This is a genomic window from Bdellovibrionales bacterium, assembly GCA_041662785.1.
Classification (GTDB): domain Bacteria; phylum Pseudomonadota; class Alphaproteobacteria; order UBA9219; family UBA9219; genus UBA8914.
The window spans coordinates 65932-78598 of the sequence record JBAZRW010000003.1 but is presented as its reverse complement, the minus strand read 5'-3'; the positions used below and the strand labels follow the sequence as shown (position 1 = coordinate 78598).

The window sequence follows — 12667 nt, the reverse complement described above, 5'->3', positions numbered from 1 at the left end:
TAAAAAATAATTTGATTTTTCGTGCGTTTTTTCCTTGACCTAAGGGGACGATTCTGCTATTGACATTGCTACGCGGAGCTGTGTCCGAAGTCACCTCCCTACGCCAAGGCTTCGGGAGGCAGGGGCATTCAGGATTTAGCATTCGGCATCTAGGGAAGAAGGGGCTTCGTGGCGGCGCGAGGCCTTTTTGTTGGGCGAAAAAGGGATGCTGGGCTTCGGGCGCAGTGCCTTCCGCTACCCCTGCCCGTCATCCCGCACGCAGCGTTTGACGTCGTCAAACGCGCAGATGCGGAACCCAGGGGACTGGGCGACGAACAAACGACGGTGAGGGCCGGCAAGAGCGACTGGATCCCACGTCCATTTTCTTTCGCCTCGCTTCGCTACGTCGAAGAGAAAATGCCTGCCCTGCGAAGCCTTGGCGTAGCGGGGTCTTGGGATGACGGGAGGAGAGTGGCAGACGCCGCGCCGCTGGATTGCTTCGTCCCCCGCATCAAGTGCGGGCTCCTCGCAATGACGGGGGGGAACGGTTTCTGTACCCCCTCCCTTCTCTTAACCATAAACACCGCCCATGAAAGTAAAGGCGCTCTTTGAACCGATGGCGCTTTTGTGCTATATTTTCGCCATGAATTGATAACACCGTATTGCCCCCAAAAATGCATAAGGAGAGTTGACAATGAACACGCCCTATCAAGAAAAGCTACAAAACGCTTATAAAACAGCCGCCGCCGCGTTGACGCGAGCGGGGAAAACCGCATGGAACCACAAGGAATATGCCATCGTCGCCGCCGCCACAGGCGTTGGGGCAACTTTTGGTTTAATGCCTATGGTGGCATCTACGGCGTTGGCTTCAATATTTAGCGCCATTGTGTTATGTTTATCTAGCGCTGCCGTACATTCTGAACCGGAAATACATAAACACTATAAAGAAATACATAAACTCTATAAAAGAGCACTCCTCATGACAGCGATAGGTATCACTGGTATGGTATGCCTAGCAACTGGAATTAGTATATCTTCAACACCCCAACAATTGGCTGAGAAGGCGGATGGCATTAACATTAACGCCATTCTTCATGGCAAAGAATTCTCTGTAACGACGTTGTACGGAACCGACTACCGTGAAGGCTGGGAGGGGAAACCCGTTGAGGTAACTCGCACCGTCCAAGCTTGCAAAAAGCCTGACCTTATCGTGATTAGCGTTGATAAAAATGATCCTTTTCAGGTTTTTGAACTGAAAAAGGCCCCTGCCCCAGATGGCAGGGAGACATGGGAGAAGCGCGAGGCAGGCGTAACGCATTCAGACCTGAAGGGCTGCCATTCCCTTACGATGTAGGAATATACTTTCCTCGCACTTCAAGCGTGGCCTTTAAATCGCCCTCCCCTTGCGGGCTTGACGCCGAAGGGCGTCGAGGTCTCTTGGCTGGCACGAGATTTTCGAGACCGAAGGGAGCGAAAATCTTGGGGAGGGGTTAACAACATAACAGAAAACGACCCCTCCCCGAAAAATCCGTCTCCTGCGGAGCCTTATTTTTCGACCCTCCCGCAAGCGGAGGGTGATTCAGAACGGTCGGCAACGCGAACTCTTGAATTGCGATCATTATATTACCTTTTTTTGTTTGTTTTGAAGCAGCTTAATGCTTCCCTTTTAAAGATGTTTCCTGCTAAACTTCTGGCTAGCAGTGCCGATCCATGCGAATCGTGTGGGAGGGTGTGTGTTTATTTGTGTGATGCGTCAACGCGTTAGACAGCCTATCAAACATACGTCTTTTCCTGTGAGATGCTCTGGAGAGGTTTCAAAGAATTTCAAATTGACTTGAGGCATACATGGTTGATCCGACGAAATTTTCCGATACTCCTGTCCGCACCTTGTCTCCTACGCCCAGCGCTGGAACCACACAGCCCCCTCAGGGCGCTAAACCGCAAAGCGCAACGGGCCAGACGGCCCGCCCTGCGGCTAAGCCCGTGGCACGAACAATGCCCCGAAAAACGAACAACTATTCCACGACTCCGTTCTGGATGGGCCTTGTCCTGTCCATCGGTTGGGTCGCGGTCGTGGCTTTCGTCATGATGCAAGCAGGCGAAGCGCATACCTTCGCCGGATTACCTTTGTCCAATTGGGCTATCGGCATTTCCGCCGTCATTTCGCCCATGGCGATGATCTGGATGATCACGGCCTATCTGCAACGCGCCGCCGACGTGCAATCCGTCACGGAACCTTTGCGCCGCCAGTTGGCGATGATCACGGGCGAGTCCGGCGCTGCCGAAGTTCGCATCCGCCGCTTTAATCAGGCGATCAAAGAGCAGCTAGACCTTCTGCGCAGCACCAAGAACGTTGGCGATGAAGAGCTGATGGCCGTCATGGAGCGCATCAACGAGCACAAGGCCGATCTGGAAACCTTTGAGCAGCACAGCGTTTATCAAGTGAATGAAATTCAGGACGTCATTCGCCGCAGCATGCAACACATCGACCAACTGATGGAAGACAAGTTCACGATGCTGCGCATTTTGGACAGCAAGCTTGTCCAAACGGGCGATGATGTTTCGCGCCAGACTGAAGGCATGCGCGATCAAATCACAGGCCTTTTACAGGACATTGAATCCAACGCTCTCTTGGTTGCCTCAACCGTCGAACGCGCGATGCAGGACAGCAAGAAGCTTTCCGATACCGCCCGCTCACAGGAAACGAGTTTGATCAGCGCCGCCGAAACGGCGGCCAGCACGCTTAGCGATCTTTCCGGCAAGATTGACGAGAATATCGCGCATTTCCTTGGCCGCGCCGGTATGGCGCGTGAGGAAGCCGAACGTCTGGCCAGCGCTCTCGACACGCAAACGCGCTCGTTGGACGAACTCAGCAACCTTTTGCCTTCACGCATTTCTGAATCGGAATCCGTGTTGCGCGGCGTGGCGGATCGCCTTTACGCCAGCGAGCAACTGGCCCGCGAACAGGCCAACAATTTAAGCGAAAAACTGGAAGCCCAGATTGTGAACATGCAAGCCATGTTGGATCGCTTCTCGGCCCGCGTCAGCGATATCGATGGCGGCCTGCAACAGCGCCGCACCGATCTGGACGGGCTTGTCATTCGCATCAGCGCCGCGTCCAATGATTTGGCACAGCAGATGGATAGCTCTATCGCTGGCCTCAGCACCCGCGCCGATGGCGCGCTGGGTCGCTTCACCGAAGCCAACGAAGAAGCGCGTAAGGGAACAGACGTCATTGCCGCTCAACTGGCCGAAACCGCCGCGCGCTACGAAGCCGCCACGCGTCATCTGGGATCTGTGAACGATGCCAACAGCGCCCAACTTCGCGCGATCTCGCATGAAATCGCGCAGCAGCTGGAGCAATTCGAAACGCTGCACCGCGCCTCACAACAGGCGGGACAAGACGTGCAGCTTCGCGCCGCCTCCGCTTTGCAAAACATGCAACAAGTATTGGAGCGCCTCCTTGCTACGCGCGATGCGACGCAAAGCGTCGGCGACTCCCTGACCGAAAAACTTCGCGGCGCCGTCGATCAGAATGAACGTGTGATCACCCGCATCAACGAAGCCGCCCGCATGACCGTTCATGCCCTTGGCATCGCCACGGAATCGCTGGGACGACAAGAGGCCGACATCACGGCGGGCGCACAAACCGCCGAGACCGCTATCAGCACGACCGTCACAAACCTGCAAGAACAGGCGAAGGCGGCAGAAGAAGCTTTGCGTTCGCAAAACGATACGCTGACCATCATGCTGGGCGACATTCGTGATCGTCTGGATTCCACCGACAAGCGTCTGCAGGATTTTGCCGATTACGCCAGCGCCCCTGTCCAACAAGTCATGGGACAGATCGAAGCCAGCACAGCGCAGGGTCGCGACTCCTTGGGCCGCTACAGCACCGACATGCAAAGTCAGTTGGATCGCCTGCAAGAGTACAATGGCCGGATCAGCACGATGGGCCAAGATGTCAGCCAGATGACCTCCAGCACGCTGACCGCCATCGAAGATTTGAACCAGCGCTTTATGACGGTTCGCACCAGTCAGGAAGAAACGACGCGCCAGACTATCGAAAACTTTAACGCGATGGCTGAACGCATCCAAAATGAAGTCGGCACGTTGGGTCAAAAGGCATCGGAAGCGGCATCCACCTTGAAGGAAGCGGCCACCCAAGTCGGGCAGCAGTCCTATCAGCTGCAAACCGAAGCACAAGAGTCGAGCGCCAAGATCCAGATTGTCACGACAGCTTTGCAAAACGAAGCCGCCGCCATTCGCACGACGCTGGAAAGCCAGTCCGCCCTCATGAACAGCGAGCTATCACGCGCGGGCACTCAATTCACCGAGCTTGGCCAAACGCTGAAGGAACGCACGGACTCGGCCTATGCCCTGCTCGACCGCGTCGCCGCGCATTATAATGAAGTGACACGTCTTGCCAGCGAGGACTTTGATCGTCGCGCCAGCAAGCTTGACCTGACAGCTAGCGAAACAACGGGCAAGGTTCAAGCGCTTAGCACCGCGATGGAAGCGCAGCTTTCTCTTATTGGTGCTGGGGCCACGCAAATCGAAGGCCAAGCCAACCGGATTGTCTCCTCTGGCTCCCAAACAATTGGCCGCCTTGAAGAGGTCAACGCCAAGTTCACCGTTGCGCAAACCACCGCGCTGGATGGCACGGATCGCGTTCTTTCGCGCATGGAAGAAGCCGTTCAGGCCTTTAAGGATCAACATCAAGGCCTCAATGACGCCGCTGAAGGTTCTGTCTCCATCATCCATAAGGCGGGGGCCGCCTTTGGCGAGCAAGCCAGCCGTATGTTGGACACAACCCATCAGGTCGAGGACAGCATCCGCAGCCTGAACATCGCCACCACCAACTTTGCCGATCAATCGAGCCAAGTTCGCACGAACATGGAAGCGCATAACGCGCGTCTGATGGCCAGCTTGAAGGAATCTATCGAGCAAATCGACGACACCAGCAGCCGCCTGCAACAGACCTCCGCCACCGCGATCCTCAGCGCCGATCAAGCCAACACGCGCTACAACGCGCTGGCCGACAATGCTGGGTCAAAGATCGAAAGCACGACGCAAAGCCTCTATCAAGCCGCCGATAAGACGGACACGGTTTTGAGCGCGCTGAGCGCAGGCGTCACGCAGCAAGTCGCGGCGCTCAATATCGTCAGCGAACAAATCGCCGAGCAGCATCGCGTCCTGACCTCTACGAACGAGACACAACGCGAGCAACTTCTTGACCTGTTTGAAAAACTGGGCGCGGCGCATGGTGAGGCCTCTAGCGTGGCTGAACGCACGATCACGCGTCTTAGCGAAACACTGTCCCAAGTCCAAACGCATCTGGGCCAACTGTCCGACAACTCGCAAACCGCGTTGGCGCATATCACGACCGCCAGCCACGGCTTCTCGGATCAGGCGAGCACGCTGATCCAGCACGCCAAGCAAGCCGAAGAGCAAGCCAAGGCGGCTGTCACCGTCACCGCCTCGTTGCAAGAGCAAGCCAAGACGCTCAGCGAGGCACTAAACGCCGAAACGACGCGCACGGGCGAGCTGATGCAAAGCTTGTTGGAGCGCCTTGGCGCAAGCAGCGGAACCATGCAGGATGTCAGCGGAACCGCCAGCACAGCGCTGACTGACTTGCAGATGGGGATTGCCCGTCAGGCCGCGAACCTGAACGAGTCCATGGATCAAATTGCCAGCCGCCAACAAGGCTTGACGCAAGCCATGGAAGCGCAACGCGAGACATTGAGCACGCTGGTCGCCCGCCTGTCCGTCGCGCAAGACGAAACCGCCAGCGCCGCCGAACGCGCCGCCAGCCGCTTGTCAGACGGCACGCAACAGATCACCGGCCAAATGGAGAGACTGGAGAACCGCGCCAGCGCATCGCTCGCCTCGATTCATGTGGCGAACGAAGGCATGACCAAGGAAACGGCGACCCTGATCGCCAGCACCTGCACAGCCGAAGCCCAGACCAAGAGCCTCTTGGACAGCGCGACCGCCATGCAAAAGCAAACCAGCGACGTTTGTAGCCAACTGCGCCACGAAACGCAGATGACCGAAGAAACGCTGGGCGCTCTTGTGGGCAAGCTGGACGGCAACGCCAAGGTTCTGCGCGATGCCAGCTTGGCCGCCGAGACAACGCTCGCCAATCTGGGCAGCACGGTTACGCAGCAGACAACAGCGATCAACGCCAATCTGGGTCATATCGAAGAGAAGCAAGCCACGTTGGGATCGTCCTTGGACGTTCAACGCGAAATGCTGGGCGACATGGTCACACGCCTGACACTGGCGCAGGACGAAACGGCCGCCGCCGCCGAACGCAGCGCCGCACGCATTGCGGACAGCACGGGTCAGATCACACGGCAAATGGCCTCATTGGATGAGCAAACCCAAAATGCGTTGGCTTCGGTTCGCTCGACCAGCACGGGTCTTGCCGATGAATCCGTTACCCTTGCCCAGCACACGCAAAAGGCTGAGGAACAGGTTCGCGATATGCTTAAGGCAACGGGATCCTTGCATGAGGAAGCCCGCACCATCCGCGCCGCGACAAAGGATGAAGCGGACAAGACGATTGAGCAAGTTCGCACCGTTATGGCTCAACTGGACGCGACGGTCAGCCAACTAAAACAACAAAGCAACCAAGTGGCAGGCGTGATGGACAAGTCGGGTCTCGACTTCTCAACCATTGCGAAGGCCTCTGGCGAGACCTTGCAAAAGCAAGCTGACAATCTGGCTCTTATCGCCACGCAGGCTCAAGGCAACATCGGCGGGGTCAATGAAAAGCTGAGCGAGAGCGTTAAGCTGATCTCTGACGCCAGCGACATGACGGAAACCCACGGCCTGCGTTTGGCCGAGACGGCCGAGAAATCGACGTCGCAACTGGTTTCGCTGATCGCGACGATGAACGAAAGCGACCGTGAGACGCGCACTATCCTTGAAAAGGCGACCGCTCGCCTGACGGACACGCGCACAACGCTGGAAAAAGAGCTGCAGACGATTGCCGACCTGTCGGGTCGCGCGGTCGAACAAGTGATGGGTGCAGGCAGCGCCTTGGCCATCCAAAGCGACGCGCTTCGCGCCAATCTGGCTTCTTCGGAATCCGCTTTGACGCAAGCCGCCGATACGGTGCGCGAGGAAACGGTGCAACTCCCTGCCCTTTTGGGTCGCAGCGCCAAGGATATCGAAAGCGCCGCCAAGACGTTCAAGACGCAAACGGGCGATATCGCCGAGTCCATGCTCAAGACAACGGATCGTTGCATCAGCACGGCGGGCGCGGTTCGCGACACGATGATGGACGAAGCCCGTCATCTGACCAGCGTTGCTGAAACGGCCGATCAAACCCTGCGCCAGTTCAACGAAGCCCTGAAAACGCAGCTGGAGTCCATCAAGGCCGGAACGGGTACGCTGTCGAACGAGCAAAAGGATCTGGTCGAAAAAGCCTCACAGACGATCACGCAGCTTTCCGCCGCCAGCGACCGCCTTGCGCAACTGCGCGGCGATACGCTTCAGACCGCCGCCAAACTCGCGCACGAGTTCGAGACGATTGAAGCGCGAGCTGGCACGACAACGCAGCGCCTTGGCGTGGCGGGCGATGCCCTATCGAAGCAGGTCGAGCAACTGACAGCCATGACCGAAAACGCCGAAGGCAAGATGGTCGGCGCCAGCCAAAACTTCCGCGAGCAGCTAGAGCGCGTTCGTGGCGGCGTACAGACGCAGATCGACGATATCAACCGCGGCCTGATGCAGATCACCGCGCAGCTTGACCGCACCGGAACCAGCCTTCGCGCCGCCATGGCGGGAACGGTTGTCGATGTCGAAAAGATTGCCGTTCGCTTCGATCAAACCAGCAAGGATACGGCCAACCAGCTCACCGACCGCACGGCGCGGATGCGCGTTGCGACCGAGGAAGTGGCCAAGCTTCTGGGCGGCTTTGGTGATCAGATTGATGGCCTTCTCAGCCGCATCGGATCGGCCAGCGAAGGGATCAAGCGCCACGAAACCGATCTTGTCGGCCACATGCAGCAAGCCTTCTCGCATTTGGGTGGCGTCGCGGATCGCCTCAACTCCACGCGCGTGCTGGCCGACAATGTCAGCGAGGCAGCGGTTGCCAAGCTGGCCGAGGTCGCGCAGACAATCGAGAAGCAAATGAGGACGATGGCCGAAGGCGGTCAAACCGTAACGGGCATTATCCAATCGGTCGCGCAAGCCTATGCCGATCAAGTGGGCCGCGTGAACTCCAGCGTTACAGGTTCACAAGACCAGATTGCTGCGATGAACACCATGATGGAAGAAATGCAGCAACGCACGGATCGCATGCGCGTCACGCTTAAGTTGCAGGGCGATGATCTGCTTGGCTCTTTGGAGCAGATTCTTGACCAGCTTTCCAACACAGGCGGCGCGATGAGCAATGCCGTGGATGGTTCACTGCAACAGCAAGCTATCAACAGTTTGAAGAAAATAAGCTAGGACAAAAAGGGGACCCTCTTAATATGTCATCAGAACCAAAAAAAATTGCCATCCTGACAAGCGGCGGCGACTGCGCCGGTCTTAACGCGGTCATTCGCTCTGTCGTCCTGAGCGCCAGCGCCTTGGGTTGGGAGGTCTTTGGCCTTAAGGACGGCACGCAAGGCCTGATCGACCGCCCCATCCGCGTCTGCAAAATGACTGTGGGTGATGTCGGCGCGACGATGCTGCGCCAAGGCGGTACGGTTTTGGGCACGACGAACAAAGGCAATCCCTTTGCCTATCCCATGCCTGATGGCACGACCAAGGATATGTCGCAAACCATTATCGAAGGATTCCGCAGCCTTGGGTGCGAGGCCATGATCGGCATCGGCGGCGACGGTTCGCTGGCCATTTTGCGCCGCCTTGCTCAACAAGGGCAATTCACGCTGATCGGCATTCCCAAGACCATTGATAATGATCTGGGCAAGACCGAGACCGCTATCGGCTTTGATACCGCCGTATCCGTCGCGACAGAGGCTTTGGACAGGCTGCAGCCTACGGCAGCCAGCCATGACCGCATCATGATCCTAGAGGTTATGGGACGCGATGCTGGCCATATTGCTCTGGCGACGGGCATTGCAGGCGGCGCGGATGTTATCTTAGTACCGGAAATCCCCTATTCGTTGAAAAAGATTGCGTCACACATCAAGAAAATCCGCGAAAATGGACGCAACTTCGCGCTTATCGTCGTGTCCGAGGCCGTCAAAACCGTCAACGGCGAGCCTTTGATGAAGTCTTTCTACGGCGGCCAACAACGCTTTGGCGGCATTGGCCACTACATCGGCTCGGAAATCGCCGAGCTTTGCCAAGCCGAAACGCGTGTCACCGTTCTTGGCCACGTTCAACGCGGCGGCCAGCCCAGCGCACAGGATCGTATGCTCGCGGCAGCGTTCGGTGTCCATGCGGTTGAGTTGATACGTGATGGCAAAGACGACCGTATGGTCGCTTGGTCAAACCGTGAAGTGATCGATGTTCCTATTTTGGATGCGATCTCGAACTATCAGATGGTAGATCCCGAAGGATCGCTGGTTAAAACCGCGCGAGGCCTAGGGATTTGCCTTGGCAACTAGAAAGCCATTGGATCGTTATAAGGCAAGAGCTTAGGGCCCAAACCCTAAGCTCTTTTCTTTTGCCATACTTTTTTCACAAAATTGAGGTATAATACATAATAGTGTTCTTTAAATAATGTTCACCAAAGAAGGAGACGCCTATGACCCTATCACATCGCATCGAATCCCTGAGAAAACGTCATACGGATATTGAAGAACAACTCCACATAGAAGAATCAAGAGCCTCTGGCGACGAAGCCAAGATTAGTCAGCTTAAGCGCGACAAACTGAACCTCAAGGACGAAATCACACGTCTTGAATCCCAAAAAGTTGACGCGGCGTAATATCCAAAAAAGCCAATAACTAGACCAACAGGCTCTGCTTCTTGGCCGCTTCGATAAAGGAGCGGAACAAGGGATGGGGATCAAAGGGTTTTGACTTCAGTTCAGGGTGGAACTGAACGCCGATAAACCATGGGTGATCGACGCGCTCCACAATCTCAGGCAGGACACCATCAGGCGATAGCCCCGAAAAAACCAAACCGGCTTTTTCAAACGCTTCCCTGTAGGTTAGGTTCACCTCATAACGGTGGCGGTGACGCTCCGTGATTTCATCCGCATCGTAAATTCCATGTACCTTGGTTCCCTGTTGCAGTTTGCAAGGATAACCGCCAAGGCGCATCGTGCCGCCCAAGTTACCGTCATGAACGCGCTTTTCAAGCTGATCGCCTTTCAGCCATTCGGTCATCAAGCCGATGACCGCGTGATCGCTGGGGCCAAACTCGCTAGAGGTCGCCTCTGGCACGCCCCCCAGATGCCGCGCGGCCTCGATGACCGCGAGCTGCATCCCAAAGCAAATGCCGAAATAGGGAATCTTGTTTTCACGCGCAAATTGCGCGGCCTTGATCTTGCCTTCCGTTCCGCGCTCACCAAAGCCACCCGGAACAAGGATGCCATTAACGCCCTCTAAATACTGGGCGACGTCCTCACGCTCAAACACTTCGGAATCGATCCACTTGAGGTTCACGCGCACCTTGTTCGCGATGCCGCCGTGAAGCAGAGCCTCGTTGAGAGATTTATAGCTATCAAGCAGGCTGGTGTATTTGCCCGCAATCGCAATGGTGACCTCGCCTTCCGGCTCCATGACGCGGTGGACAACCTCTTCCCATTTGGCAAGGTTAGGTTCCTTGGCTTCAAGATTAAAATAGCGCAGAACCTCTCGGTCAAAGCCTTGCTCATGATAGTTGATCGGCACGCGGTAAATCGTGTCAACGTCCTGAGCCGCCAACACGCGGTTTTGCGGAATGTTGCAAAAGAGGCCAATCTTGCGGCGCTCGTTCTCCGGTATAGGCCGATCCGTGCGGCAAAGGAGCATATCGGGCTGAATCCCAACGCTGAGAAGCTCTTTAACCGAGTGCTGCGTGGGCTTGGTCTTAAGCTCGCCCGCCGTCTTGATATAGGGCAGCAAGGTGAGATGCAGGAACATGCTGCGTTCTTTTCCAAGCTCATTGCCCAACTGGCGGATAGCTTCAAGAAACGGCAAGCCTTCGATATCGCCGACGGTTCCGCCGATCTCGCAAAGGCAGAAATCTTCGTCCGTCAAATCGGCCAGAACAAATTCTTTGATCGCATCGGTAATATGCGGGATCACTTGCACCGTCGCGCCCAGATAATCGCCGCGCCGCTCCTTAGCGATCACGTTGGAATAGATGCGCCCCGTCGTGACGTTGTCGCTTTGACGCGCATGAACGCCCGTAAAACGCTCATAATGGCCCAGATCAAGATCGGTTTCCGCACCATCATCGGTGACGAAAACCTCGCCATGCTGCGTGGGACTCATCGTGCCCGGATCGACATTCAAATAGGGGTCAAGCTTACGCAAGCGAACCTTGTACCCATGCGCCTGAAGAAGCGAACCTAACGCAGCGGCGGCCAGACCCTTGCCAAGAGACGAGACAACGCCCCCAGTCACAAAAATAAAGCGCGTGCTCGTCATCGCTTCTCTCCTTATTATCAAACGCTAAAAAACAAAGACTCTACTTAGAAACAGGAACAGCCGGAACAACCGGAGCCTTATCAACCTTAGGCGCTTCCTTGGTTGTATCTGCCGCCGCCGGAGCCGGTGTGGCGGCACTGTCATTGGCAATCTGATCCGCCATGCTGCGCGTTGTATGTTGGTGCGCGGCAATGATGCCCTGCGCCAGACTGAGAACGATAAACATCGTCGCCAAAACCGCCGTGGTACGGGTCAGCAAATTGGCCGAGCCACGCGCAGAAAACAAGCCCCCCATGGTTCCTCCACCACCACCGCCGCCCATAAGGCCGCCACCATCTTGTGCAGAGCGCTGCATCAAAACAACGGCAATAAGAGCAAGGGCAACCATCAAGTGAATAACCAGCAAAACATTCTGCATCGCGAGGACTCCTCCTAAAAACAACAAACAAAAAAGCGCCTCGATTCGAAAAACCGAAGGCTAAAACAAACTCGTTTTGGGCTGGAAGAAGAGCCTAAACTAAGTAAAAACTAAAAGCTAGGGCTTATTCTGTGGCGCGGCGAGCAATATGCTCGACTTCCTTTTGGACAATGCGCTCAACAACAGGCGGAAGGTTCTGATCCAGCCATTCCTTAAGCATCGGGCGCATCAGGGCCATCACGATGTCCTCAAGCGTCCGGCCGCCCTCACCGATCAGCGTATGGCCTTCAAAGGCAGCACGTCGTTCAATCTGCACCGTACTAGCCAAGGCAGCCAGAGACGACGTCGCTGCGTTAGCGGCATCATGGGACATGAGCGATTCATCCGGTGCCGATGGCAGAGTAACTGGCACTGGATCAAAGTCCATGGCATCTGCCGTGGTCGGAGAAGGCGCGGGTTCTTCAAAAGCAACCTCGGCACTTACATCCACAACCGAACCATCATCCTGAACCATTTGCGTCAACTCCAAAACGTCTTCCTTTGACGCATCTTCTTCAGGAACAATAGCGGCCGCCGTCGCGGGATCCTTCTCATCCGCGATGATACGCCGGATTGAAGCCAAAATTTCTTCCATCGACGGTTCGGACGATGGGGCTGGTTCTTGAACGTCTGTCATGGAACGAATCGCATAGTTGGTGGGACTATGAGCAGTTTAACGTTTCAC

General features: G+C 56.1%; 7 protein-coding genes. 4 read left to right on the top strand and 3 right to left on the bottom strand.

Features of this window, described 5'->3' with window-relative positions:
• Positions 1 to 673: 673 nt before the first annotated feature.
• The 4 genes from WC612_03740 to WC612_03725 all read left to right on the top strand — a co-directional run bounded on the left by WC612_03740 (position 674) and on the right by WC612_03725 (position 9874).
• A complete protein-coding gene (locus tag WC612_03740) occupies positions 674 to 1333 on the top strand; it encodes a hypothetical protein (GenBank protein MFA6279890.1) in 660 nt (219 codons plus the stop codon).
• A 491-nt stretch (positions 1334 to 1824) separates the two neighbouring features.
• Positions 1825 to 8442 carry a hypothetical protein gene (locus tag WC612_03735; GenBank protein MFA6279889.1) on the top strand — a complete coding sequence of 2206 codons (6618 nt, stop codon included), beginning with the start codon at positions 1825 to 1827 and terminating at the stop codon, positions 8440 to 8442.
• A gap of 23 nt (positions 8443 to 8465) precedes the next feature.
• Positions 8466 to 9551: an ATP-dependent 6-phosphofructokinase gene (locus WC612_03730; GenBank protein MFA6279888.1), complete on the top strand. Its 1086-nt coding sequence runs from the start codon at positions 8466 to 8468 to the stop codon at positions 9549 to 9551.
• A gap of 140 nt (positions 9552 to 9691) precedes the next feature.
• Entirely contained in the window at positions 9692 to 9874 is a 183-nt protein-coding gene (locus WC612_03725; protein ID MFA6279887.1) for a DUF465 domain-containing protein, read from the top strand.
• A gap of 19 nt (positions 9875 to 9893) precedes the next feature.
• Here WC612_03725 and WC612_03720 read toward each other — a convergent pair whose 3' ends face one another.
• The 3 genes from WC612_03720 to WC612_03710 all read right to left on the bottom strand — a co-directional run bounded on the left by WC612_03720 (position 9894) and on the right by WC612_03710 (position 12619).
• Positions 9894 to 11525, bottom strand: a complete 1632-nt coding sequence (locus tag WC612_03720; GenBank protein ID MFA6279886.1) for a CTP synthase — start codon at positions 11523 to 11525, stop codon at positions 9894 to 9896.
• Between the two features lie 40 nt (positions 11526 to 11565).
• Positions 11566 to 11943, bottom strand: a complete 378-nt coding sequence (secG, locus tag WC612_03715; protein ID MFA6279885.1) for a preprotein translocase subunit SecG — start codon at positions 11941 to 11943, stop codon at positions 11566 to 11568.
• Between the two features lie 124 nt (positions 11944 to 12067).
• Entirely contained in the window at positions 12068 to 12619 is a 552-nt protein-coding gene (locus WC612_03710; GenBank protein MFA6279884.1) for a DUF2497 domain-containing protein, read from the bottom strand.
• Positions 12620 to 12667 lie beyond the last annotated feature (48 nt).

What these genes read in the sequence shown, in the direction of transcription:
- WC612_03730 (MFA6279888.1), top strand. Translation starts at nt 8,466, where the DNA reads ATGTCATCAGAACCAAAAAAAATTGCCATCCTGACAAGCGGCGGCGAC.
- WC612_03735 (MFA6279889.1), top strand. Translation starts at nt 1,825, where the DNA reads ATGGTTGATCCGACGAAATTTTCCGATACTCCTGTCCGCACCTTGTCT.
- secG (MFA6279885.1), bottom strand. Translation starts at nt 11,943, where the DNA reads ATGCAGAATGTTTTGCTGGTTATTCACTTGATGGTTGCCCTTGCTCTT.
- WC612_03710 (MFA6279884.1), bottom strand. Translation starts at nt 12,619, where the DNA reads ATGACAGACGTTCAAGAACCAGCCCCATCGTCCGAACCGTCGATGGAA.
- WC612_03725 (MFA6279887.1), top strand. Translation starts at nt 9,692, where the DNA reads ATGACCCTATCACATCGCATCGAATCCCTGAGAAAACGTCATACGGAT.
- WC612_03720 (MFA6279886.1), bottom strand. Translation starts at nt 11,525, where the DNA reads ATGACGAGCACGCGCTTTATTTTTGTGACTGGGGGCGTTGTCTCGTCT.
- WC612_03740 (MFA6279890.1), top strand. Translation starts at nt 674, where the DNA reads ATGAACACGCCCTATCAAGAAAAGCTACAAAACGCTTATAAAACAGCC.